Below are 24661 nucleotides of genomic sequence, written 5' to 3'. Positions count from 1 at the left end.
CGCTTAAGACACGACTTGTGCCAAATGCTGCAGGCTGAACTGCATATCTGCACATTCATGAATATCCTGCTGCAGAAAGTCATTGATCTGGTCACGTTTTTTAATGGCAACATCCAGCAAGGGATCTGCTCCCGCCTGGTAAGCGCCCACGGCAATCAGATCCTGGTTACGCAAATAGCGCGAGTACAGTTGTTTGAGTAAACGCGCCTGCTGCTGGTGTTCACTGTTGGTGATGTTGTGCATGGCGCGGCTGATCGATTGCTCGATATCAATCGCCGGATAATGCCCGCTCTCCGCCAGTGTACGATTGAGCACGATATGGCCATCGAGAATGGCGCGGGCTGAATCGGCAATCGGGTCTTGCTGGTCATCGCCTTCGGTCAGCACAGTGTAGAAAGCAGTGATAGAGCCTTCGCCGCGTGCGCCGTTACCGGTGCGTTCGACCAGCGCCGGTAACTTGGCAAATACTGAAGGTGGATACCCTTTGGTGGCTGGTGGCTCGCCAATTGCCAAGGCAATTTCACGTTGCGCCATGGCATACCGCGTCAGTGAATCCATAATCAATAATACGTTTTTACCCTGCTTGCGAAAACCCTCGGCAATCGTGGTCGCATAGCTCGCACCTTGCAAACGCATCAATGCAGATACATCCGCCGGGGCAGCGACGACCACTGAACGTGCCAGGCCCTCAGGGCCTAAAATTTGTTCGATAAATTCCTGTACCTCACGGCCACGTTCACCGATCAGGCCGACCACAATCACATCGGCAGTCGTGTAACGCGCCATCATGCCCAGCAACACACTTTTACCGACGCCTGAACCGGCAAACAAACCCAGGCGCTGTCCGCGCCCGACTGTCAGCATGGCATTAATCGCGCGCACGCCAACATCCATGGTTTCTTCAATCGGCGCCCGCATCAGGGGGTTGATCACGCGTCCACCCAACGGCGCCGTGATATCGGTCGCAATCGGGCCTAAACCATCCAGCGGAATACCAGCGGCATCGACCACACGACCAAGCAAAGCATCCCCTATCGGGAAATGTCGCGCACGGTCTTGCGCTCTTCGACGTGGCGGACGGCCAAACTGTGGTTTAGGCAGCGTCTCGGTCACATCCATACTGAAGACCTTGGCGCCAGGCACGACGCCTTCCACCGCAGTTTGCGGCATCAACAACAGGTTTTCGCCATCAAAGCCGACGACTTCGGCTTCAACACGGCCACCATCTTGCAAGGGGATAAAACAGGCGCCGCCTATCGGCATTTTGATACCAGTGGCAACCATGACCAGGCCGGTGACCTTGATAATACGGCCAGCCACTTCAAGCGGTTCTACCAGGTTGATAATCTCGCGGCAGTCTTTCAGATAGCTTTGCCAGCGCTGGCTGTGGATATTGTCCGGATTGGAAGTTGCGGTTTTAGGTGTTTCGTCTACAGCCTGCACCTCAGGCGCGGCTGTGTGTGCTACTGAACCTGTATCCTGTTCAGCGGGGATAGCAGATGGCATGTCAGCATCGTGTGCAGTGGTCATGTGTTATATAACTCTCATACCGGAATAACGTCAGGGGTGGGTTGAATGCTTTTTTTACTCATTCGTTGCAGCAGGTTTGTGCCAGTCATCATAGCGGGACAAGCCTTGCACCAGGCGTTTCCAGCGCATCTCATTGGTCGCATCGATCTGGTTTTCAGCGGTTTCTACCAGACAGCCACCCCGTTCAATCTGGCTATCCTCCACCAGGTTCCAGCCTTGTTCTTTCATTTGCTCAGCGATGCTCGCGCGCAGGATCTTGGCATCCTCATGATGCACAATGACGCGGGCAGGCTGTTTCACCTGTGGCAGGTATTGCATGGCATCCAGCACCACCGGAATAATGCTTTGCGGATCTGCCTGCAGCTTGCTTTTCAGCATGGCTTTTGACAGCTCTAGTGCCAGTGTCAGTACCGATTCAGCAATCGCCACATCCTGCATGGAGAGCGCTTGTTGAAAATTACCGGACAATTGCAGCAATTGCGCACGTTCGGCTTCGATTTCACTTTGTACTTTGCTCAGGCCGTCGTTGTAGCCGCTCTTGAAGCCTGCTTCATAGGCTTCCTGCCTGACCTGCTTGAGAATGTGGCTGACCGTGCGTGCATTTTCCTCTGCCTGCACACGATCACGCCTGACACGCTCGCTGGAGGCGACATCGTCAAAACTGGCCATTTCCCAGCGTTGATAAGCGGTCAATTGTTCTTTAGGGGTTGCAGAGGCTACCATGCTGAATATTCCTTCAAAAATACTTTACACATACTGCTCGCTGTCACCTTTGCCAGCCAGCATGATCTGGCCTTCATCGGACAAGCGTCTAACAGTTTGCAGGATCGTTTTTTGTTGCGTTTCAACTTCGGATAATTTGACCGGGCCGCGGCTTTCGAGATCTTCGCGCATCATATCGGCGGCACGTGAAGACATATTGCGGAAGAATTTTTCGCGCATCTCTTCAGAGGTACCTTTCAGGGCGACGATCAGTACATCGGATTGCACTTCGCGTAGCAATACCTGTATGCCTCTGTCGTCGATGTCGATGATGTTGTCGAACACAAACATCTGGTCCATGATCTGCTGCGCCATGCCATCGTCATAACTCTTCAGGCCATCCATCAGCTTGGCTTCATTCTCACCGCTCAGGAAGTTCATGATTTCAGCAGCCGTTTTCACGCCGCCTATGGTCTGGCGTTTGAGGTTATCGTTACCGGCCAGCATTTTCAACATGCCTTCGTTGAGTTCTCGCAAAGCGGTCGGCTTCACGCTATCCAGGGTCGCGATCCGTAAAATCACATCCTGGCGCAGACGCTCGGTAAAATGGCCCAGGATCTCTGCGGATTGCTCTGCTTCGAGATGCGACAAAATCGTCGCAATGATCTGCGGGTGTTCATTCTTGATGAAATCAGCCACGCTGAATGCATCCATCCATTTCAGGCTTTCGATACCTGCCGCGTCCTGCGACTGCGGGATACGATTCAGCAGATTGGAAGCCTTGTCATCGCCAAAGGCTTTGACCAGCACCGAGCGGATATAACTATCTGAGTCCAGACCAAAGTCGCTGCTGCCAGCGAAATCGAGCATGAACTTTTCAAGTACTTCTTCCACTTCCTCTTTCGGCACCGGCTTCATCGAAGCCATGACGATACCCAGCCGTTGTACTTCCTTGGGCGACAAGTGCTTCATCACCTCGGCAGCTTCATCCTCACCGAGTGCCAACATCAGAATGGCGCTTTTTGTTAATCCATCAGTCGCCATTGCTATTTCTCCGCAGAAGTCCAGTTAGAAACAACATTTGCCACCATGCGCGGATTATCTTTCGCCACCTGTTTTGCTGCTTCCAGTGTCTGATTCAAAGAACTCGCACCGGGTAATGCAGGTGTTTCACCACTTAAGGTCACCAGTGCGTCTTCTTCACTACTGCCTTCTGCGCCAGGGAGCGCGGCAGCGCCTGCCACCAATTCGAGTTCTTTTTTGTCTTTGCCTGTCAGTTTATTGGACAAAGGCTTGAGCAATTTTTTGTAGATCATCATCAGGACAACGATACCAGCCAGGAAGCGCAAGGCATCCTTACCGTATTCAATCGCCATCGGGTCTTTCCATAATGGTGGTTCGACCAGTTTTTCCTGTGCTTCACTGATAAACGGCGTATTGACCACTGAGATAGTGTCGCCGCGCTCGCGGTTGAAACCCATGGCCTGCATGGCCAGGTCACTCACCTGTTGCTTCTCGGCCGTATTCAATGCGCGGTAAGTGGTTTTACCGGTGCTATCCACGACAGGGATATGGTTGACCACCACCGCAACATGCAGGCGTTTTACGCCACCTTTGGCTTGCTGGATATAACTGACTGTTTTATCCAGCTCATAGTTAGTGGTGGTGTCTTTTTGCGTGTTTTGTGGCGGTGCTGGCGGAGCAGCGGGTGGCGTTTCACCGTCTGCTTGTGCTGCACCCGGCGCATTGATAGGCGCGGTAGCCTCACCTGGGGGCTGGTTAGAGACCGCACCAGGCACTGCGCCGTTGGCGCCACTGCTGTTTTGCGACTCATGGTTCTGAGCGCTGCGGACAGCCATGTTTTCCGGCTTGCTATTAGGTTTGTAGCTTTCATTAGCCTGCTCAGTGTTTGAAAAATCAATTTCAGCACTGGCTTCAGCATGTACATTCTTGGCGCCTACGATAGGCGTGATAATAGATTCCACGCGACGGGCGATGTTGCTTTGCATGTTTTCGACATAAGCCATCTGCTCAGGATCAAGCCCGTTCTGTTTGGCCTTATTGGCATTGTCAGACAGCAGATTGCCATTCTGGTCGACCACAGTGACATGGTCTGCAGAAAGGTTAGGCACGCTGCTGGCAACCAGATGGACCACAGCAGCAACCTGCTGGCCATCCAGGCGGCGGCCATTATGCAGATTCAGTAATACAGAGGCAGTTGGGTATTGCTGCTCACGGACGAAAACACTGGGTTTTGGAATCGCCAGGTGGATACGCGCGGCCTGTACGGCTGAGATAGACTGGATGCTACGCTCGAGTTCGCCTTCCAGGCCACGCTGGAAGTTCACCTGCTCTACGAATTGCGATACGCCAAATTTCTGGTTCTCCAATAACTCAAAGCCGATATTGCCGCCTTTAGGCAGACCCTGTGCCGCCAGTTTCAAACGTACCTGGTGCACCTGGTCAGCAGGGATCATGATCGCACTGCCGCCTTCAGAAAACTTGTAAGGGATATTGAGTTTGTCGAGTTCAGCGACAATGGCACCGCCATCTTTGTCGGCAAAATTAGAGAACAGCACACGGTAATCCGGCTTCTGGCTCCATAGCCAGAACACCACCATCACCGCAACAATAGCGGCAATGCCGGCAACAAGCATCAATTTCTGGCCCAGTTGACCGAACATATTCGGTGCAACACTCCCGGGCTCTATATTTGTCGCAAGCGTGGCATCAGCAGCAGCCATTTAAATCTCCATGTTGATAACCTGCACGAGGCATGTCATAAAACTGAACAGAACACCAATACATTGGTATTCATACATGGAACACATTATGCGCCTTACACCCAAATTCAAATTGGCAAATAAGACGGCTTAATATCGCCTATCTTTCAGAGCGACTCATTTGTAGCAATGTTAAAGTGGCTCCATTGTCATTAAAGGGTGCATACACCCGATATAACGAAAGGAAACCACATGAGCGTAGGCGGTATAGATGCACAACGCATTTCGTCCATGCTGGCACAATTGCGTGCAGCAGCACAAAAACCCGAAGGCCTGGGCGCCAGCGCGACACAAGCACTGAACGCAGTACAGAAACCGACTGCCACCAGCCCGACCAGCCAGGTCAGCTTTAGCGACGCCCTGAAATCCTCTCTGGATTCTGTCAACAATATGCAACTGCAATCAGAAAAGCTGGGGCAGGACTTTGCCATGGGCAACGATAACGTCAGCCTGTCTGATGTCATGATCTCCGGCCAGAAAGCCAACATCGCTTTCCAGGCTACCGTGCAGGTGCGTAATAAACTGGTCAGTGCCTACCAGGATATGATGAATATGCAGGTATAACCCCCTGCATTTAGTTAGTTCCATCACACCAAATCTCTGTGCTCTCCGCTATTGATTAGCGGCGCCAGCTGCCTGTTAAACTAACGGCGCTTCACGCACAACGCCCTGCTCTAACTGATACAGCCAGGCCAGAATTTCGGCAATGGCCTGATATAACTGGGGCGGAATATGCGCATCCAGTTCGACTTGCATCAACAATCCCAATAACGCCTGCGACTCATGCACATACACATTGTGCTCTTTGGCAATCGCGATGATACGTTCGGCCAGCAGGCCGTTGCCTTTTGCCACCACGCGTGGCGCCAGGTCTCCTGCTTCATACGCCAGCGCGATGGCTGACTGGGTCAGAGGCTTATCCGGCAGCATACTGTTGCCTGTCTGCTTCATGCGTCTCGCTGGTGATTTGCAAGGACTCCAGGGTCAGCCCGACAGACTGCAAATTCATGGCCAGCTCACTACGGTTAGATTGCATGGTATTGAATGCATCTACCTCTTCAGGTTGCACACGTATTGAGAAACGGCCGTTAACCATGGTGATACGTACTGTGACTTCACCCAGCTGCGGGAGTTGCAATTTCAGGTTACTTTGTATTGCATTCAATGTAGGGTCGTCTGCTGACTGGGCGGATGACTCGCGCTCGCTGATCTCCCAGTGCATGTTTTGCCCGGGCCACACTTCGCCATGCCAGGCCAACCGTTGTTGTTCCAGCACCTGCAACTGCTGTGCCACCATTTCTGGTGGCATAAAATTGGGTTTATTTTGCGGTTCCTGCAAAAGCTGGTGCCAGGGACGGCTACCCAGCGCCGCATCTTTGAGGTGGGATTCGTAAAACAGGCCGGAGCTATCCAGGGCATGTTTCAGGTCCTGCGCCAACACCTGTGGTTTTTGCGGGCTATGGCTGACGATGGCTTGTGCCTGCAGGGTGCCCGCTTGCTGCTGGAACATGGGAGAACTTAACCAGCGCTGTAATTGTTGGGCCGGGTTGCTTAAATCGACCTGGCTGGCAGTCTGGCCAGCCATGGCACCTAATAGCTGAGGCAGGTAATCAGGGCTCTCGGCCTGTGATGTATCTGTGAGTAATCCGCTAGTCACCAGGCTGGTGGCAGGTTCAGCGCCTTTGCCCTGTGTTTGTATTCCCCAACGCACCTGCGGATATACGCTTTGAGCGTCTTTGCCAGTGGCAGCCTGGCCCAGGTATTGCATTTGCAAGGCTTGTTGCTGGGCAAGGTGGGCCGGTAATTGCATCTGGACCACGGCGGGTTGTTGGTTGGGTAACTGTACCTGGACTTTGAAATTGGCTAATTCTGAGCCATTGCCAGCATTGGATTCTTTTTGCAGGACCATGCCGGTGAACTGCATTCCCGGGCGTAAGCGGCTCCATAAAGGCGCTTCGGATTGTGCCCCTTCAACCGGCATGATCGATGAGACAGCACGCAAGCCCTCTGTTTCCTGTGCTACGAAACGATTAGCGAGAACTTGCGGGATAGGGAGCATCTATATGGCGTCCGGCGGGATGCGCGCATGTAATTGCGCATCAAAAATCATATCGGTAATTCTGTGCATGACCGGATACAGCAGGTTACGGATCTCGCCATCGTCGGCCAGGATCTTCTGCACCAGTTTTTGCTTGCGTGTATGGTCTTCTGCACTCAAGGTTTCAGATTGCAGGCGCAGGTTTTGTTCCAGGGTTTTAATCACCTCAATTTTGAGCATATAAGATTGCTCGAGCTCGGTGACTTTTTCCCAGGCACTTTGCCGGGCGGCGATCAGCATCTGCTCCATGATTTTCGCAGAAGATTCATAGGTATCAATAAGTGCTTTCGACATGATCTTATACTCCGGCAACAGCCAAGCGATTAGTGTTTATTGCAGGAATGGACTGCGCCTTTTGTGAAACCAGTGCATCAAACGGGACGCTGCTCGGGGCGGTTTTATTCGCGCCAGATTTTTCCACGGTTTCCCATGCACTCTTTAAATCCATCAGTAACTGCTGGATCTCACCTACTTTTCTGACATCCAGACGCAGGCTGGCCTGCATCAGGCTACGTGTCATATATAAGTACAGTTCATCCAGGTTGCTGGCGATCTGGCCACCGGAACGTTTGTCCAGGCTGGCACGTAATCCATTATCAATGATTGAAATCGCTTTGGTCAGGCACTCGCCTTTTTTGGTGATATCGCCCTGCCCCATGGCCTGTTGCGCATTGATACAAGCGGTGATCGCCCCCTCATACAACATCACGGTCAATTTCAGCGGGCTGGCATCTACCACGCCTGTTTCCAAGCCAACTTTTGCATAAGCATTAATGCCTGATTGTTTCATTCCAAACATAAAATTCTCCTGATTCCTAATTCCTGATGCTGTTAGCTATTATTCAATGCCGAAATTTGTTGGCTGAGGAAAGAACTGGTGCTTTGCATGCTGGAAAGCAATGCATCCAGCCTTGCATATTGCGCCCGGTATCTGGCCTCAATCGCTGGCAATTTAGCGCTTAAATCGGTTGATTTTTTGTTCAATGCCTTGATAGAAGTCTGGATGCCTTCTGTTTTTACAGTTAACGATCCTTCCGTATCTAGCCATCCGCCTATCAAGCTACTAAGCTCACCCGCCAGCCCTTTGCTAAAAGTCACGGTACCGCGACTACCGGTTGCAGAGCCATTGATGGACACCTTGAGACCCTGGGCTGCATTGTCAGCGCCACCAATCAGGCTGGCACCACTACCCAACGCTGTCACCCCGTTGATGCTGCCCGCAGCATCTTGCGAAGCACTGCCCAGTTGGCTCACGTTAATCGCATAAGTCCCAGATTGTGTTTTACCAGAGCTAGACACATAAGTGACTTGCGGGTCTGAAGTGGTCGCCGAGGGTGCAAACAGCTTGGCTACATCATTTAAATTGGTGTTTAACGCGGTGGTTAATTTGGCAGTATCCAGGGTTAACACACCATTTTCACCAGACTTCACCCCGATATCACTTAAAGTGCGGAAAGTGGTTGCCGTGGTTGAAGGGCGTGCCAGCATGGATTTCAACTTGACCATGATGTCGCGTGTGGTTGAATCACCGAGCAATGGCCCGTTGGAGGTAGAACCACCCTCTACAAACTTGGTCAGGTCACGCAAGCTGGAATTCAGCTTGTTGTAGGCATCGACGAAATTCTGTACCGACGCCTGTATCGCCTCAGTATCTGTCGCGATTTCAAGCGTGGTATTCACACTGGTGATCGATTTCAGGTTTAAAGTCACACCCTGGATCACATCATTCAGCGTATTGCTTGGCTTGCTGATACTCAGGCCATCCACTGTCAGTAGCGCATTTTGTGCACCCACCAACTGCGTCATGTTTTTGCCTGCGCCTACAGTACTTAATGGATCATAGGCCAGCGCAGATAACCCAGTCCCATCCGTGCTATTACCATCGGTATCGGTGACATCGATCTTCAGGCTGTTGACCGCGCCGGTGTCTTTTGAAGTGATCACCAGGCGATTACCAGTACCGTCATTCACAATCGAAGCCGATACTGACGCGTTTTTGGCATTGATGGCATCACGAATCCCGGACAGCGTATTGTTGGTACTGTCTATGGTGATACTCAGCGCATCCTTGTCAGCATTGGCAGTAAAACTGGCCGGGCTCGCAGTATAAGTGCCGAAAGAAATATTCAGTGTACCGGTGCCGATGATATCGGTGGCACTGGCATAGGCTGAGGTGGCAAGTTTCTGTGAGGTGGCAAGCTGGGTGACTGCAATGCTGTAGCTGCCGCTTGCCGCAGTGCCATCAGCAGTGGCCGCAAGGCTGCTACTGTCAGACAACTTGGCAGATTGAGAGGTGAATTTGGCAGCTGTTGCCAGTTTATCAACCGCGGCCTGAAAAGTACTTAAACCGCTTTTCAACGTGCCGTAAGCGGTGAGTTTGGTATTGTATGAGGTGACTTGTTTCTTGACTTGAGTGATGGGCTGTTGCTCAAGCGTCATCAACCCGGTGACTATCGAGTCAATTGCCAGTCCGGATGCACCGGTTGTTGATGTAATTGAAGCCATCTTTTAATCTCCAGACACTTTAAAACAGTTGCCCTAAACTGCCTGCCTGATCACCAGACCACGCAATTTATCCAGGGTTTTACTAATCGCAAGTACTTCTTCGTTCGGGATCTGGCGCAATACTTTTTGTGTTTCAGTATCCACCACCTTCACGATGATGCGATCAGACTCATCATCAATCGAAAACTCTATGGTTTGCAATGCAGGTGCAACATACTCATTCAGCTTGTTGACTGCCCCTGTCAAAGTTGCCTTGTCTAATACCTCAGCAGCTTTTTGCTCACCATTACCATACTTCACCAACTTAAGACTATTTACAGAAGCTAGTCCGTTCACCGGACGTCCGCCTATTCCATCTATAGATTGACTCATGATATTGCTCCTTCTGCTTAACCTAAATCCACAGAGACGGATCTCTGTGGATATGATTCAACTGGTTGGGGAATTAACCTCTTAACAGTGACATCACTTGGTTAGGCAGCTGGTTAGCTTGAGCCAACATCGCTGTACCTGCTTGTTGCAGAATCTGTGCACGTGTCATTTTCGCTGTTTCTGAAGCAAAGTCAGCATCCATGATACGAGACTTGGCAGCAGACATGTTCTCAGACGAAATCTGCAAGTTGCTGATCACAGATTCAAAACGGTTTTGGTAAGCACCCAATGTCGCACGGCTGGTGTTCACTGTAGTCAGTGCATCATCAATCGCTGAAATTGCAGCAGTTGCAGCAGCAGCATCTGATAGAGAGCCACTCATACTTACAGCATCGACTGAGCTTACGCTGATGGTGTCGGTAGCGTCAGCACCAACCTGGAACTGATAACCTTTGCCCAATGCAGCTTCGCCGTTAAACTTAGTCGCAGTTTTCAAGCGATCCAACTCTTCTGTCAGTTGTTTATATTCAGTATCCAGGTTTGCACGGTCACCAGAACTGTAAGTACCGTTAGCTGCCTGCACAGCCAATTCACGCATACGTTGCAGTGCATCTGTCCCTTTAGACAAACCACCTTCAGCAGTTTGCAGGAAAGAAATCGCGTCGTTAGAGTTACGAATCGCAACATCCATACCACGCACTTGAGCATCCATACGTGTTGCAATTGCCAAGCCAGCGGCGTCATCTTTAGAACTGTTGATACGCAGACCTGAAGACAAACGTTGAATCGATTGATTCATGCTTGACTGAGAAGTGCTCAGGTTACGTTGTGCGTTTAAAGATGCAATGTTTGTGTTAATTACTGCAGCCATGTTATTTCTCCTTGAGAGTCGTATATCCAGTTAAGTGTCAAATCGTCGTATTACTGTTTCCTCAACTTTGATTTGCTTACTACCAGTTTTCAATTTGCAAATTCATCGTTGTTATTTGTGTTATCGACCAGACCAGAAATTTCTTTAATGTTGCGTTTAAATTTCTTTTTTCTAATCAATCAAGCACTTGAAACTATTTACGACACACTGACTGGAAACTTTAATATCTCTTTCTCAAATAATTAGAAGTAATCACATCGCTAAAGCTATTACTACTGTAACAACCGCGGCTAGCCCTTATAAAACCTGTGTATAGCGTCAACCACACGCTCTACATCCGACTGTGCCAACTGTGGACCAATCGGTAAACTTAATACTTGCCTGGCATCATTCTCTGCTTGTGGCAGATGCATGCCCACAGAGTTTGAATAAGCCTGTTGCTGGTGCGGTGGCACCGGATAATGAATCAATGTCTGGATACCCTGGGCCTGCAAAGCACTCTGCAGCGCATCACGCTGCTCTGTTGCCACCACAAACAAATGCCAGACGGGAGTCGCCCAATCCGGCGCTTGCGGTAATCGCAAAGGCAAACCGGATAATGCATGCATATAATGCTGTGCGATTTGCCGGCGGCGCTGGTTCCATTCATCCAGATGCGTTAACTTGACAGATAATACTGCTGCCTGGATAGGGTCCAGGCGACTGTTCACGCCAAGCACCTCGTTGTAATATTTGACTGAAGAGCCATAATTGCCTAATCGGCGGATACGTTTAGCCAATTCCGCGTCATTCGTGGTCACGGCCCCGCCATCACCAAGTGCACCAAGGTTCTTGCCCGGGTAAAAACTCCAGGCAACCACATCACCATGCGCGCCTATGCGCTGCTGCCGCACTTCGGCGCCATGTGCTTGCGCGGCGTCTTCAACCACAAACAATCCATGCTTCCTGGCCAAAGCACAAATCGCATGCATATCCGCAGGTATGCCATGCAGATGTACTGGCATGATGACTTTTGTGCGCGGAGACAGCTTTTCTGCAATCGCCTCCGCATCTATCACACTGCTACCGAATGACGGTTCCACCGGAATAGGGGTGGCGCCAACGGCACTGACGGCCAGCCAAGTCGCGATAAAGGTATTGGAAGGGACGATGACCTCATCGCCCTCGCCCACTTCAAGCGCTCGTAAAGCCAGCGTTAATGCATCCAGCCCATTACCAACACCGACACAATATTGTGATTGCGTATAACGCGCAAAAGCTTGCTCAAACCGCTCAACCTCCGGCCCGCCGACATACCAGCCTGAGCGGGCAGCACGTAATACCGCTTCATCCAGCTCCGCGCCAAGCGCGTCATAAGCAGCTTTCAGGTCCAGAAATGGAATCATGCATTGGCCCATCTTGCACGCATAAAATCATCGTAACTACGGTGGTAGTCTGCTTCGCTATATTTTTCAGAGGCCAGACACATGAGGACCGAGCCTGAAGAGAAATTATCGATTTCCCGCCAGATCATAGGACACACATATAAGCCATAGTAGGAACGTGCCAGGTGAAATGTCTTTTTATCTTTGCCGTCGTCCAGGGTGATATCAAAACTACCGGACATGGCGACAATAAACTGATGCAGGTTTTTATGTGCATGGCCGCCACGTTCCGCGCCGCCCGGTACATCATAAACATAGTAGACGCGCTGCATGGTGAATGGCAGCGTGTCGTCATTCTGCACAAACGTTAAATTGCCATGCGGATCATGGATCTTGGGAAGCTCAATAATGCGGCAGTCTGCTAATGGCATAGATTCACCTGTAATGTCACAAACATCTTGAATACGATGTCTGACACTATAAGGGTAGCAATGTGTTTTTAATTTTGCTAACAAGCCTATAAAACACTTGCTTCTTTTAGCGTGAGGGTTTGCAGCGCGGAGATATCACCTGCATGGCGAACCATAGGCACTGATTTTCCAGTGATGCCTTTAATACCTCATAGCGCTGCCGCTAAACGTATTTTTAGCGGGCATACGAGGTGTTTAAAGATATTTCAGGTGTTTAAGCGGGTTTCTGCGTAATGCAACCCTTGAATGATCTGATCATTTAACGAGGTGACAAAAAACCCGCTGGACATGGCTAACAACTCAATCCCCGGGTGCAAGGCAGACACCGCCTGGTGATCATGGTCCCAGGCATCTCTGGCCTTGGCATCTGGCACCAGAAAGCCACCAGGCACAGACTTCACCGCGGCCAGCAATGGTTTGCTCTCTGCCGTCACCATGCCCATGGCCACCAGCTCAGCCAGTAACACGGCTACAATCTTCTCATCCTCTGGAGACTCGCCATATAACTGCTTGAAGTACGCCTGATTAAACTCGACCACGATATTCATGTCATCATTTGCATCATCAGCACATGCGGTCTGGTTAGTGATGCGATAAGCACATTTATCCATGTCCAGCACATGCAGCAATGTATAGGTTTTCCTGACATCTTCTTTTTTCAGACGCAAGAACAATATCGCAATCGACGCTTTGATCTCCTGCACCGTCGCGGGCTGTTTACCTGAGGCCTTTAACAACGCTGCCGGTGCACCCGTCCAAACTAATTTATCAGTCTTTAATACACTGTCAGGCAACTTTATCTGCCAGCCATCTGCAGTTTTTTCTACAGACTGTATCGGCTGTTGCAGGTAAGTGATATTAGGATGTGCCAATAGCTGCTGCCTGACCTGCTTGACCATGCCAGCAACGCCACCGCTTACAGGGTAATGCAATAGCGTAGGTGGCAATGACACCGGCTGCCCCTGAAAACTACTGAGTAGTGTTTCCGGGTAAAACAATGGTAACCAGGCGATACGGTGATAACGTGCCAGCACCTGATCCGCAGTCACGCCCAGCGCTTTGGTGAGATAAGGCGCGATGATGTGCTCATGCATACTTTTGCCGTGGTTGGCCAGCGAAGCCGTGAGAAAATCCAGTGTGTGGTAAGCATGACCACTGGCTTTTTGGCGTGCATGGATATCTGGCGCTACTGAGATATCTTGCAGCTCACTGATGCTTTCTTTTGCAAATGGCAGTTGGCTGAACGTGTGGTAGCTGTTGCTTAACATCACATCATCATAGGCTTGATTCTGTAACCACATTTTGGGCATATCGCACTGATGCAATGGCGTATATTGCAATGCCCACGCATGGACAATGTTCAAAAAACGGCCAACGTCATTCCGCGTGTGAGGGTCATAGGTGGATAATTGATTCACCTGATCCAGGTAACCATTCAGTTCAAGTACCACTAGCCCTGCATCAAACATCACGCCATCGATCTCAAACCCGGCAAAGTAGCCACCCAAAGGGCCACCGGGGTTGACCAGCGTGACTGGTTTACCCTGATTGGCTAATTCCAGCGCGGCGACCATACCCGCCAGCGCGTTGCCTACAATCACAGTGTCATGCGTACTCATCTTAATCCTCACGTTTGAGATTCACGTAGATTTCGGACCCATTTTCCGGAAAGTGTTTAGTCAATGCCCACAGGCCATCCAGCATTTGTGCGGTGATCTTGCCTTCATTCACCAGAGACATCATCTGCGCATGCGTAAACAGCTTCATAAAAAGTGATCCGCGATCAACCACTTTGAAGCCTATGCCAGTGACCAGACTTTCCAACTGATCCAGATCAAAGATGCGCGGTTGATTGAGGGATTTTTGCAGATCGGACTGCGTATAGACACTCTCGATCAAGCCCATTTCCAGGGCCAGCAATCGATGCATGGACTTTGCATTTGGCACATTAACATGCACCAGCGTGTCTGGCCCGCACAATGACCTGGTACTTTGCATCAGCAAAGCAGGATCAGGCACCTCATGCAACAAACCACTCAGTAATATCAAGTCATAAGAGTGTGTTTGAAGCGTCTCGGCAGCCTCCTCGACAAAGGCTTCCACCATACTGGCACCGGTAAGCGCTGCAACATCCTGCCGTGCTTTGGCAGCAAACTGTGCGCCGGGCTCTACAATCGTTAATTGTTCAAACCCGGACCAGTGATTGGCGATGGTATCCCAGCCACACCCGATCTCAAGCACGCGTTTGGGCTTCACGCTATCTAGTAGCTCCAGCAGCATTTTTTTGCGATAACTCGCCTGTACCACCTCAAAATTACTTTCGGTGTAAGCTTGTTCATATTCAGCGATTGCCTGTTGGCGGTTTACAGCACTCATACACACTCCATTTCCAACCATTGCATCATTGTCGTCCGGCCACCGAACATTTCTTTTTGTGCGCAAAGGCCTGCATTCAATTCTCTGCCACTGTCATAAGTAGATATGCCAAAATTGAAATAAGGCTTATCACTATATATTTCACTCACCAGGGTTTCCAGCAACAGGTCCAGCGCACCAGTCTCACGCGCGGCATCTGTCAATGCAATATATTGCGTATGCGCGACCTGGCTGTAAGCATATACCACGACCCCGGCTACCGGCTTGTCATCCAGATAGGCCATATACAATGCGATTTCAGGACAGCGACTGGCTAACAAGGTGATCTCTGACAAGGTATGGGTAGGTTTTACACCATGGCGATCTGCCAGATTGGCAGTCAGCATCTCCCAGCATGCAGCGTAATCCTCACTTTTTTTGATGACTACGCCTGCCTTGAGCGCTTTGCCTTGCAGACGTTTGCGCATTTTGGATACTGGCAGACGGTTGGTTTGATCTATGGTGGTAGACACATCGACGCGTACGGTTTTGGCTTGTAATCGATGCAGCGCATATAAATCCTCTTCACTTGGCGCCGTGTGATAAATGTGTGGCACAGGCTTGTAAATCAATTTACGGATACCATTGGCCGCCCAATACGCGCGTAATTGCGTAAATATCTCCAGCACTTCGGCAGCACCTGCTTTGTTGCCTAGTACAAGGCCACCAAACGTCAGGCCGCCATGGCTGATAATCGTGTCGCCATCCAGGCTGGCAGGGAGGATGGCAATCAGCTGCTCGTCTTTTTTGACACAAACAGAAGCATCCTGGAAACGATCCGCGTGATAATCCATGTAATCACGGTTGAATAAGAATGTGCCGTTACGGCTTTGCGCCAGAAACACATTCCATTCTGCGGCCTGTTCAGGCTGATATGGGAGACATTGCATCTGTGCTATATCCTTGTAATAGTTGTGCGCTAGTCCAGTCATCAAAAGCCATTAATGTTTCCCATGCCGCCAGGAAATCCTGCTCAAATGACGCGCTGGTGACACGCTGGGATGCAAATACGGCAATCAAGTCCTGCATATCACTGACATGAGCGTAACGGCTGACCAGCACCTTCTGTATCCTGTCAACGACACTCTGCAACCCTTCAACTGAGAGCTTGCCCAGTTTGCAAGCACCTAGCGCCAATGCCACCCAGGCAACAACGCCACACTTGAACACACGTGAGTCACCCTGAACGCTATGCTGGTTACCGTGTTGACGGAAAGCCCCCAGATACTCTTTGACCAGGATCACTTTCTGGTTCAACGCAATTTCCAGGAAAACCCCAATATCGCCTAAGCCATAATAAGGCACATCCGCCATCCGGTAGCGGCCATATAATTTAACCGCGTCTAATGTAAATACTGCATTTGAGAACTCGCCTAACCAGTTATTGCAATGCGGAATCGTTGAGCCAAACAACTGGTCTGCATCCAGCGAAACGTTGGCTGACTGGCTTGCATTGACAAAATCAGGCACGGGAGTCACCGCATACGGCTGCCCTTTTTCGTTGCAGAACCAGCGGTAGCTGACAGAAACGCCGACATTTTCTTCCAGATGCGCCTGTACATGTTTCTCGTAAAAGCGCGGATAAACCAAATCATCATCAAACAAGACGTGTATCAAATCATGTTCATCATCGCATTGTGCAAACAAGTGAACGATGTTGGTCATAGTACCTTTTCGTGGCCCCTGCACAACCTGGATATCAAGCGCTTGCACCAGGGGTAAAAACTCGGCAGTGGATAACAAATGCGTTACTTTTTGTTCTGGACTATCATCCGAAATAATGACCCTGAAATGCTTGTATGTCTGGGTAGTCAATGACATTAACAATTCTGCCAGATACTCGCACCTGTAAGCAGGCACCAATGTAGTGATGCGCGGCAAGCCTTTACCTTTTATTTTGCTGGCGTCATCTTTTTTCGCCTGCTTTTGTGCAGCAATATCACCGCGCAGCAAGGCAGCATTATCGGCAGACAAGGCATATTTCAATGCATGCGTGATGGCGGCTTCGGCCGTGGTAAAGTCTTCGAGCATGATAAAGGCATCAATATAAGTGACCCAGTATTGCTCGTTTTGCGGAGCAGAGGTCACTGCCGTTTCCAGATATGGCAAAGCATGCTCTACGCCCGCTGTATGCACTTTGATAAACCCAAGATGATGGTTCGCCTCCGCATGATGATTATCAATCTCCAGGATTTTCTGATAGAGAACCACGGCTTGTTCAATGTCCCCTGCCTCCTGATGCTGTGATGCAAGGCGTGCCCATCCAGAAATATCTTCTGGCTGATCGTCCACAATACTGCTATCACGCATAGTGACTCCTGTTGGTAGTTCATGAGTTTCCGAGATTGACATGGCAAAGCTTTGCGGCGGATTGCCTGCACACCAGCGTTGCCACATCAGGCGTAATGCATCAGCCAGAGTGGCTGATAATTTGGCAGGCTGTGACAACAATGACTGTTGCAGGCGGTCACGCATGCCGTTACGTACTTCTGCCAGCGCAGCAAGGTCAGCGCATAAAGCCGCTCCTTGTGCTACCCAGGCTTGTGCATCAGCAGCGATCCACTGTGTTAAACCTGCATGCTGCATCAATGCCATGGCACCACGGCTGGTCAGGCGATCACCGGTCTGGCAGAGCGTAGGCACGCCCATCCATAAGGCATGCGCAGTGGTGGTTAGCCCGTTCGATGGAAAAGTATCCAGGCAAATATCGACACGATGGTATTGCAGCAAATAATCAGCCATATGACTGCGGGCGACCAGCTCCAGGCGGTCGCTAGGAATGCCGGCCTGTTCAAACCAGCTGACGAGGTGACTGCCATTTTCTGAAGCGGCTATACCACCGATGATCATTCGGCTACCAGGTACGGCGAGCATCAGTTGTGCCCACAATTGCACAGTGGCCTGCGTGATTTTATTCGGGCGGTTAAAGCAGCCAAAGGTGATATAGCCATTGTGCAATGCTGGCAATGCCTCAACGTCAGACATACTTGCGTCTGGCATAAATGGCGCATTGACAGGCAGCTGGACCAGTTTTTCAGTGAATTGGGCATCAAATTCGCCCATAGGCGTCAATGCCTGGTCTGTCAGGTAATAATCCATGGCGCTCAGGCCAGTGGTGTTCATATAGCCCAGCCAGCTGATTTGTACAGGCGCAGGTTTTCTGGCGAATGTCAGCAGGCGGTTACCTGAGGTATGGCCAGACAAATCAATCAGGATATCAATCGCATCGTGACGGATGGTCTCAGCCAGCGATGCATCAGATAGCTCGGTCACGTCTTTCCAGTTAGCAAAGTATTCACGCATTTTTGCGGTGACTTCGTCGCTCAATGGATGGTTGTAATAAGCATACAATTCCAACTGCTGGTCGCTGGCCAAGCCTAACAATAATGGCTTGAGAAAATGTGGAATAGAATGCGCCCTGAGATCAGCCGACACAAACCCTACTCTCAAAGGCCTATCCAGGTCGCGGTTGTTGCCATGTGGCAGCCATTGCGCTTTTAACGGGGCTTCATACAATTCCGCATACGCCTGGTGCGCTTGTAACAATTCTGCGGGTGGCATGCCTTGCGCATGGCTCATGCAAAACAGCAGATTGCTGAAACAACCGGCATCATTAGGCTGTATTGTCAGTGCTTGTTTGAAGTGGCCTATGGCTTGATCCACTGCGCCCAGGTCTTTGAGCACAATGCCTAAATTGTTATAAGCAGCCGCATAATCCGGTTTTAGCGCAATCGCCTGTTCAAAAGCTAACACGGCCGCATTCAAATCACCCTGCGCCTTCAGCACCAGGCCGTAATAGCAATGCTCCACCGGGTCGGCCGCATTGAGCGCCAGGGCGCGCCTGGCTGGCTCGCGTGCATCCTCTTTCAGCAACATGCGTACGTCACTCAGCATTTTCCAGCCGTTCAACCAGTCCGGATGCAATTGCAGCAGGCTGTCCAGGCGTTGTTGCATCTCTGTGTATTTCGCTTGTGCGAACAATGCCAGTAAGGCGGCTTCTTCAGCTTCCAAGGTTGCAACACCACTCGCCTGCTCTGCCAAGCCCCATGAATTCAACAATGCTTGCAGCGCTGGCGTGTGATGGCCGCGCTCTAAGGCCTGTGTCAACACGGGCTCGAATTGGGGGTTGCCTGAGCTGTGTAAAGCATTCAGGTAATTGCACAGCAATGACCATTGCTCTGGTGCCAGCGCATGCGCCTGTTCAAACAGAGCAATCGCTTGCGCGTCTTGCTGTGCATGCCAGGCGATCAGGCCCAGGTTATGTATTGACAAAGCATGCTGCGGATATATCTGCAAGATTTCCTGGTACAAGGCACGCGCTGCTTCATGCTGTCCCTGTTGCTGTTGCTCCGCGGCCAGATCAAACACCTCGGCAATTGAAGCCTCCAGCGCTGTCGAAGGCATCTGCTGCGCGGGTTCCCACTTTTGCGCGTATTGCTGGTATTTATCACGCCAGCGCTGGGTACCAAACGCACCGCCGCTCTGGTGGGTCATGCGCAGTGGCCAAACCCCCAGCTGTAATCCGGCACTGGTGGCAGTACGGCAAAAATCCAGGTCATAAAAGTGAAAGTCAAACTGCGTATCAAAACGTACCTGCGATTCAACCAACCGCTGCTTGTAAGCAGCCAGGAATACGCCATCCATTAACTGGGTGGCGCCAGCAGGCTCGCCATAAGCGGAAGCCGGACCAAAGGCATGTTGACCATGGCCGACCGCGCCGCGCAAATAAGCCGTGTCATCCCAGGTGAATTGCGTATCCACAAAGCACCAGCCGGTTTGACCAGGCTGGATGCGCGCATTGCCAGCCACGCCTATCACGTCGTAATGTCGCAGGCCCTCAGAGATTGTCTGTACAAAGGTATTCTCATCGATCCAGACATCATCATGGATAAATACCAGTAAGGCATCTTCGGGTGCTGCAGCAATGGCGTCATTAAAAATCTCGGACAAGCCGCGTGTGTTTTCACAAGCGATGCTGGCCACCAGCCGTGCATCCTGGCGCATATGGCGTTTTAGAGATTTGCCCAGTGCCGCATCACGCCAGAAGGCTTCTTCAGTCATGCGTGTGGCACTGACCACCCATACTGGTTGTTCACCGCTAAATACGGATTGCACGGGCGCTTTCGCCAAGAGCTGATGTTCACCCAGGCCAGATTTGACCTGTTGCCACAGGCTGAACAGCAGTGTTTCAAAATCTTGTGCGAACTGTGCGGCATCCATCAATGGTGATTGCAAAACTTGCGCACGCAAGCCTGAGCGCGTGGCTGCCAATGCCGGCAAATCACTGGCGAAAGCTACTGCTTTATCTACATAATCGTCCGTGCTTGCTGCTACCCAGTTACCCAGGCCTGCGCATGTCAGCATGCTCGCGCCCTGGCGGCCTATCAAGGTATCACCCGGCAATGTCACTGTCGGCACGCCCATCCATAAGGCTTCGCAAGTAGTGGTACCGCCACTGAAAGGAAAGGTATCCAGGATCATATCCACTTCATGATGGCTTTTCAGGTAAGCCTCACGCGTGACCATGCCCAGTAACTCGCAACGTTCGGCGCTGATACCAACCTTAGCTAATCTTTCGACGGTTTCTGCCTTGGCAGCGGCGTCATTGAATGTCTTGCACTGCCAGCGTAATCGGGCACCTGGTTGCGCTGCAAAAATGCGTCCCCAAAGCGTTAATACCGCATCGGTCACCTTGGTGTAGTTTTGATAGCAGCCAAAAGTCACCACGCCAGATTGTGCTGCCGGCAAAGCATTCACGCCAATCTCGAACGGCGGTGGCGTAAAGCACAACCGGGTGTGTGGCAGATAGGCCATTTGTTCGGTAAAGCGTTGTGCCACCTGCGCGTTGGCAGTGATAGGGTCAGCAATCACGTAATCCATCACCGGCAAGCCAGTGGTGCCCCAATAACCCAACCAGGCCGCCTGCACCGGTGCCGGTTTCCAGGCGAATACCGGCAAGCGCGTGCCGCCGGTCAGTCCGGATAAATCCAGTAATACATGAATGCCATCACTGTGGATCAGGCGTGCAGCCTGCTCATCGGTCAAGCCAGCCAGAGAGCGCCATTCGTTGCAATAGCCTTTAAGTTCGTGCGTCAGTACATCTTCACGGCCATCGGTAGAATAGCCATACACTTCCAGTTGCCCGGGATGGAAATGCTTTAACCAGTTTTCAATAAAATAGCCAACCGGGTGACGTCTCAGGTCTGCCGAGACTATACCTATGCGCAAACGCTGGTCATTGTTGTGAATGTTCCATGCCTGGAATGGTGTTTTATCCTGCATCATTAACTGCCCTAGCCTGGCGACATAGTCAGCATGTTTTGCTTCAGTCAGGTAATTCACATAGCTGTCTGAAAACAACAGGTTTCTTAACGCCATGCTGTGTTCAGGGTCTTGTGCCAGTACTTTTTCCAGCGTTTCTATCGCCAGTTCTGCTTTACCTAAATCCAGGTAAATACTGCTCAGGTTGATATAAGCCGACAGATAGTCTGGTTTAAGGACGATAGCCTTTTCCAGGCTGGCAATCGCCTCCGGATAGCGACCCAGCAAGCGTAAACTGATGCTGTAATTGCTCAGTATCGCTTCTGAGTCCGGCAATAATTCCAGCGCCCGCTCAAAGCTGAGGCAGGCTTTGTCAAACGCCGAACGTGCATGTTCAATCAGCCCGAGGTTGCCGTAGATATAGGGATTACCCGGATCCTGTTCTAGGGCCTTTTTGCAATAGCGTTCAGCCTCTCCGAACAGGTTCTGGTTCAGCAACTCAGCCGCAACATTATTCAGTTGCACGGCATTAAAGTCCTGCAACTGCATGACCTGGTCAACATACTGTTGATACTCGCGTGTGCGTTGCGTGACGCGGTACAACTTGGTCAGATTTTTTAAAATAGATAATTCTTTTGCATTGACTGCGTATCCGGCGAGTAACCATTGTTCGGCTTCCTCAACATTGGCTTTTTTGAGGTAGAGCGCACCCAAATGGCTGTAAGCCTCGACATAGTCAGGCTGGTGCGCAATCGCGGTTTCATAAGCCTGAATGGCTTCGCTTTCATTGCCTAACAGCTCAAGCGCGGCTGCCATATTAAAAAAGATGATGGGATTGCCTGGCTCGATCGCGGCCGCTTCGCGGTAATACTGGATCGCTTCCAGTGGCTTGTCGGCTTCATGCAGCAAGGTGGCCAGTTCAAAGTTGACACGACCATCCTGCTGGTGAAGATTCAGGCCACGCCGCAGCAGCTTTTCAGCCTCTTTCAACTGGCCGATTTTTTTAAGCACACTCGCCCAGTTGGCATAGGCACGACTAAAAGCCGGGCTTAGCTTAAGCGTTTGGCGGTAATGTTTGATGGCTTGCGGATGCTCCTGCAACTGCGCATGCACATTGGCGAGGTTATAAAACACCTCGGCATCTTTTTTCAGCAGCTTGCCTGCTTGGGAAAAAGCCTCTACTGCTGCGTTTAATTGATCTTGTTGCTGGTACAGGCTGCCCAATAACTTCCAGGCCAGGCCTTCCTCAGGAAAATCAGTTGTGATCGTCTGGGCCAAGGTCAGGCACTTAGGCCAGTCGCCCTGTTTCCAGGCCTCGACCAGCTGTTGCATCCAATAGCTGCAATCCCTTTCCAGGGAGTGAGCAGACGGCAAGACATCGGGCGACAGACGCATAAAAAAGAAATTCCAAAAAATTTCTCTTATTATTGTGAGTTTGCGTCGATATAGATTGCCGAAAAAAAGCGGGAAAAGCCAGTCAACTTAAGTGTTTCAAACTGGTCATCTTGGCTGGAATGCCCTACCAGCCTTTGCCTGGCCTCAAAGTGACGAAAAATCTTGCGTCAGCAGATTTTATTGCTTGGCAGTGCCAGATTAAAGCTTATGGAAAAAACGCCGTAAACAATGCGTTTTTTGCAAACGTACTTGCGGATGAGTAAAGCGAGCTATTAGCGAATCAAAAGTAGAGCACTACTTAAGCTACATATTCCTGCAAGTTGGGGAGATCAGGCTCCCAGCGCACAAGGTCATATAACTCGCATTGCAGGTAAGCACACAGCTTATTGAGGTGATCAGTACTGGCGTTGTAACTCTGATCTTTGAGCATACGGTGCAAAGTCATGCGGCTAATACCGCTAGCATCCGCTATTTCTGTGATGGTAATGGTTCTACCCCACGCCAATTGTTTTTTGAGGATCACTGATTTTAATTCAACGTAAATCACACAACTTCTTTCACTTTAATACTCAGAACACATTAGCCGGCACTTTCAGCATACTTTTCCTGGACCACTCTTTGGTTGATAAAGATCAACCACACTTAGAAAAAGCATTGAAACCGGATAACATTCCTACATTATACAAGTTTATATAATATTAAAATGACAAAAAGAAATATTTAATCATGTGTGACTCTATATTCAAACAGCAACTAACTTGGCTTGGCAGGCTGTCTTCGAATTGATTTGGCTTTTTTAGCGCGTGCAGTTTTGGCAACTTCACTATCTGGCGCCAGCGCTTTGGCACCATTTTCGGTTAACGCACTTGTCAATTCAGGTGGCGTTTCCTTATGTTTGCGTGAGCCAAAAATATGCGAATACGCCCAGGTAAACTCAGCCCCCATCAGGAATATCTGTGCGGAGTAATAGATCCAGATCAACAACGCCAACAATGAACCGGCCGCTCCATAGCCGCTTGAAATCGCGCTTTTACCGATATATATACCGATCAGCCACTTGCCTACTGTAAACAAGGCCGCCGTCAGCGTAGCGCCTATCCATACCTCGCTCCAGCGTATGTTCACGCGCGGCATGATCTTGTAAATCATGGCGAACATGCCGGTGGTCAATAAAAAACTAAAAATAAAATTAAAAATACCGGCCACTACAATCCAGCCACCCAGCACCGGCGACCACCACTTACTCATGGCAGATAAACCCGCGCTGAACACCAGTGACACCATCAGCAGAAAGCCTATGCCCATGATCATGCCAAAGGATAGCAGCCTGACCCTGACCAGGTTCCACATGCCGCTGGTGACCATGGCAGGCGCTTTCCAGATGCGGTCCAGTGAATTCTGCAACTCACCAAATACCGTGGTCGCCCCAACCACTAGCAACACAACGCCAATGATTGTTGCAGCGATTCCCTCCGTTGGCTGACTGGTGCTTTCAAGCAGGGTTTGCACTGCCATTGCGCCCTGCTCGCCCATCAGGTTATTCAGCTGCCCGAAAATCTCGCCTCTAGCAGCCTCCTGGCCAAAAATAATGCCGGTGATGGAAATCACTATCAGCAATAATGGCGCAATCGAAAACATGGTGTAATAGGCCAGCGCTGCCCCCATGCTTTGCGCATAATCATCACTCCAGGCCGTGAATGCGCTTTTAATCAGTACCCAAATGTCTTTCATTGTCATCTCTGTATGTTCGCTTTTGTTATTTAGTGAGTTGATAGTTAAGTCAAAAAAAGCCTGCTGCCATCAGTCACGAGGTCGCAGGAGAAAAAGCTGCCTCTAAAACATCAAACAACGGCGTGGCTTATTCCGGACACATGCAACACACCTGCCATGAAAAC

Annotated in this window: 20 protein-coding genes; 1 reads left to right on the top strand and 19 read right to left on the bottom strand. The window is 50.5% G+C overall.

The genetic code is table 11. The features are described 5' to 3' along the window. Positions 1-3 precede the first annotated feature (3 nt). The 4 genes from fliI to fliF are packed head-to-tail and all read right to left on the bottom strand — an operon-like array spanning position 4 to position 4976. On the bottom strand, positions 4-1530 hold the full coding sequence (fliI, locus tag ACTS9Y_RS12035) for a flagellar protein export ATPase FliI (RefSeq protein WP_442586165.1): 1527 nt from the start codon (positions 1528-1530) through the stop codon (positions 4-6). A 54-nt stretch (positions 1531-1584) separates the two neighbouring features. After that, positions 1585-2253: a FliH/SctL family protein gene (locus ACTS9Y_RS12030; protein ID WP_442586164.1), complete on the bottom strand. Its 669-nt coding sequence runs from the start codon at positions 2251-2253 to the stop codon at positions 1585-1587. A 24-nt stretch (positions 2254-2277) separates the two neighbouring features. After that, a complete protein-coding gene (fliG, locus tag ACTS9Y_RS12025) occupies positions 2278-3276 on the bottom strand; it encodes a flagellar motor switch protein FliG (protein ID WP_442586163.1) in 999 nt (332 codons plus the stop codon). Positions 3277-3278: 2 nt separating this feature from the next. Next, complete coding sequence (gene fliF, locus ACTS9Y_RS12020) at positions 3279-4976, bottom strand: flagellar basal-body MS-ring/collar protein FliF (protein ID WP_442586162.1); 1698 nt, start codon at positions 4974-4976, stop codon at positions 3279-3281. Between the two features lie 231 nt (positions 4977-5207). On the opposite strand from fliF, the gene fliE reads away from it, so the two are divergent. Next, positions 5208-5579 carry a flagellar hook-basal body complex protein FliE gene (fliE, locus tag ACTS9Y_RS12015; RefSeq protein WP_442586161.1) on the top strand — a complete coding sequence of 124 codons (372 nt, stop codon included), beginning with the start codon at positions 5208-5210 and terminating at the stop codon, positions 5577-5579. A gap of 75 nt (positions 5580-5654) precedes the next feature. On the opposite strand, the gene ACTS9Y_RS12010 is transcribed toward fliE, so the two are convergent. From ACTS9Y_RS12010 to ACTS9Y_RS11940, 15 genes are all read right to left on the bottom strand, one after another. Continuing rightward, on the bottom strand, positions 5655-5945 hold the full coding sequence (locus ACTS9Y_RS12010; protein ID WP_442586948.1) for an EscU/YscU/HrcU family type III secretion system export apparatus switch protein: 291 nt from the start codon (positions 5943-5945) through the stop codon (positions 5655-5657). Next, the gene (gene fliK, locus ACTS9Y_RS12005) at positions 5932-7017 is read right to left on the bottom strand and encodes a flagellar hook-length control protein FliK (RefSeq protein ID WP_442586160.1); all 1086 of its coding nucleotides are present in this window, start codon (positions 7015-7017) and stop codon (positions 5932-5934) included. Before fliK ends, ACTS9Y_RS12010 begins: the two co-directional genes overlap by 14 nt. Positions 7018-7074: 57 nt before the next feature. Continuing rightward, positions 7075-7407, bottom strand: coding sequence for a flagellar protein FliT (locus ACTS9Y_RS12000; protein ID WP_442586159.1), 333 nt, complete (start codon positions 7405-7407; stop codon positions 7075-7077). Positions 7408-7411: 4 nt separating this feature from the next. Beyond that, the gene (gene fliS, locus ACTS9Y_RS11995) at positions 7412-7912 is read right to left on the bottom strand and encodes a flagellar export chaperone FliS (protein ID WP_442586158.1); all 501 of its coding nucleotides are present in this window, start codon (positions 7910-7912) and stop codon (positions 7412-7414) included. Between the two features lie 32 nt (positions 7913-7944). Beyond that, the gene (gene fliD, locus ACTS9Y_RS11990; protein ID WP_442586157.1) at positions 7945-9618 is read right to left on the bottom strand and encodes a flagellar filament capping protein FliD; all 1674 of its coding nucleotides are present in this window, start codon (positions 9616-9618) and stop codon (positions 7945-7947) included. A 33-nt stretch (positions 9619-9651) separates the two neighbouring features. Continuing rightward, on the bottom strand, positions 9652-9993 hold the full coding sequence (locus ACTS9Y_RS11985; protein WP_442586947.1) for a flagellar protein FlaG: 342 nt from the start codon (positions 9991-9993) through the stop codon (positions 9652-9654). Positions 9994-10063: 70 nt separating this feature from the next. Continuing rightward, positions 10064-10861, bottom strand: coding sequence for a flagellin N-terminal helical domain-containing protein (locus ACTS9Y_RS11980; RefSeq protein WP_442586156.1), 798 nt, complete (start codon positions 10859-10861; stop codon positions 10064-10066). A 290-nt stretch (positions 10862-11151) separates the two neighbouring features. Then, positions 11152-12246, bottom strand: coding sequence for a DegT/DnrJ/EryC1/StrS family aminotransferase (locus ACTS9Y_RS11975; RefSeq protein ID WP_442586155.1), 1095 nt, complete (start codon positions 12244-12246; stop codon positions 11152-11154). Continuing rightward, positions 12243-12656, bottom strand: a complete 414-nt coding sequence (locus tag ACTS9Y_RS11970; protein WP_442586154.1) for a sugar 3,4-ketoisomerase — start codon at positions 12654-12656, stop codon at positions 12243-12245. The genes ACTS9Y_RS11975 and ACTS9Y_RS11970 overlap by 4 nt, the downstream gene beginning before the upstream one ends. A 245-nt stretch (positions 12657-12901) precedes the next feature. After that, complete coding sequence (locus ACTS9Y_RS11965; RefSeq protein ID WP_442586153.1) at positions 12902-14314, bottom strand: NAD(P)-binding protein; 1413 nt, start codon at positions 14312-14314, stop codon at positions 12902-12904. 1 nt (position 14315) lies between these two features. After that, positions 14316-15071, bottom strand: coding sequence for a class I SAM-dependent methyltransferase (locus ACTS9Y_RS11960; RefSeq protein WP_442586152.1), 756 nt, complete (start codon positions 15069-15071; stop codon positions 14316-14318). After that, positions 15068-16000, bottom strand: coding sequence for a GNAT family N-acetyltransferase (locus ACTS9Y_RS11955; RefSeq protein ID WP_442586151.1), 933 nt, complete (start codon positions 15998-16000; stop codon positions 15068-15070). Before ACTS9Y_RS11955 ends, ACTS9Y_RS11960 begins: the two co-directional genes overlap by 4 nt. Beyond that, on the bottom strand, positions 15975-22766 hold the full coding sequence (locus tag ACTS9Y_RS11950) for an O-linked N-acetylglucosamine transferase family protein (protein ID WP_442586150.1): 6792 nt from the start codon (positions 22764-22766) through the stop codon (positions 15975-15977). Before ACTS9Y_RS11950 ends, ACTS9Y_RS11955 begins: the two co-directional genes overlap by 26 nt. A 298-nt stretch (positions 22767-23064) precedes the next feature. Continuing rightward, positions 23065-23313: a helix-turn-helix domain-containing protein gene (locus ACTS9Y_RS11945; protein ID WP_442586149.1), complete on the bottom strand. Its 249-nt coding sequence runs from the start codon at positions 23311-23313 to the stop codon at positions 23065-23067. A 206-nt stretch (positions 23314-23519) separates the two neighbouring features. Then, positions 23520-24497, bottom strand: a complete 978-nt coding sequence (locus ACTS9Y_RS11940) for a YihY/virulence factor BrkB family protein (protein ID WP_442586148.1) — start codon at positions 24495-24497, stop codon at positions 23520-23522. Positions 24498-24661: the final 164 nt, after the last annotated feature.

It is taken from the genome of Methylophilus sp. (assembly GCF_052173275.1).
In the GTDB taxonomy this organism is placed as follows: domain Bacteria; phylum Pseudomonadota; class Gammaproteobacteria; order Burkholderiales; family Methylophilaceae; genus Methylophilus.
The sequence above is the reverse complement of the archived record's forward strand: the minus strand, read 5'-3'. Positions and strand labels throughout refer to the sequence as shown.

Bases quoted from the DNA above. Each gene is read 5' to 3' on its own strand.
- fliI (WP_442586165.1), bottom strand. From the start codon at position 1,530: ATGACCACTGCACACGATGCTGACATGCCATCTGCTATCCCCGCTGAA.
- ACTS9Y_RS12030 (WP_442586164.1), bottom strand. From the start codon at position 2,253: ATGGTAGCCTCTGCAACCCCTAAAGAACAATTGACCGCTTATCAACGC.
- fliG (WP_442586163.1), bottom strand. From the start codon at position 3,276: ATGGCGACTGATGGATTAACAAAAAGCGCCATTCTGATGTTGGCACTC.
- fliF (WP_442586162.1), bottom strand. From the start codon at position 4,976: ATGGCTGCTGCTGATGCCACGCTTGCGACAAATATAGAGCCCGGGAGT.
- fliE (WP_442586161.1), top strand. From the start codon at position 5,208: ATGAGCGTAGGCGGTATAGATGCACAACGCATTTCGTCCATGCTGGCA.
- ACTS9Y_RS12010 (WP_442586948.1), bottom strand. From the start codon at position 5,945: ATGCTGCCGGATAAGCCTCTGACCCAGTCAGCCATCGCGCTGGCGTAT.
- ACTS9Y_RS12000 (WP_442586159.1), bottom strand. From the start codon at position 7,407: ATGTCGAAAGCACTTATTGATACCTATGAATCTTCTGCGAAAATCATG.
- fliS (WP_442586158.1), bottom strand. From the start codon at position 7,912: ATGTTTGGAATGAAACAATCAGGCATTAATGCTTATGCAAAAGTTGGC.
- fliD (WP_442586157.1), bottom strand. From the start codon at position 9,618: ATGGCTTCAATTACATCAACAACCGGTGCATCCGGACTGGCAATTGAC.
- ACTS9Y_RS11980 (WP_442586156.1), bottom strand. From the start codon at position 10,861: ATGGCTGCAGTAATTAACACAAACATTGCATCTTTAAACGCACAACGT.
- ACTS9Y_RS11975 (WP_442586155.1), bottom strand. From the start codon at position 12,246: ATGATTCCATTTCTGGACCTGAAAGCTGCTTATGACGCGCTTGGCGCG.
- ACTS9Y_RS11970 (WP_442586154.1), bottom strand. From the start codon at position 12,656: ATGCCATTAGCAGACTGCCGCATTATTGAGCTTCCCAAGATCCATGAT.
- ACTS9Y_RS11965 (WP_442586153.1), bottom strand. From the start codon at position 14,314: ATGAGTACGCATGACACTGTGATTGTAGGCAACGCGCTGGCGGGTATG.
- ACTS9Y_RS11960 (WP_442586152.1), bottom strand. From the start codon at position 15,071: ATGAGTGCTGTAAACCGCCAACAGGCAATCGCTGAATATGAACAAGCT.
- ACTS9Y_RS11955 (WP_442586151.1), bottom strand. From the start codon at position 16,000: ATGCAATGTCTCCCATATCAGCCTGAACAGGCCGCAGAATGGAATGTG.
- ACTS9Y_RS11950 (WP_442586150.1), bottom strand. From the start codon at position 22,766: ATGCGTCTGTCGCCCGATGTCTTGCCGTCTGCTCACTCCCTGGAAAGG.
- ACTS9Y_RS11940 (WP_442586148.1), bottom strand. From the start codon at position 24,497: ATGAAAGACATTTGGGTACTGATTAAAAGCGCATTCACGGCCTGGAGT.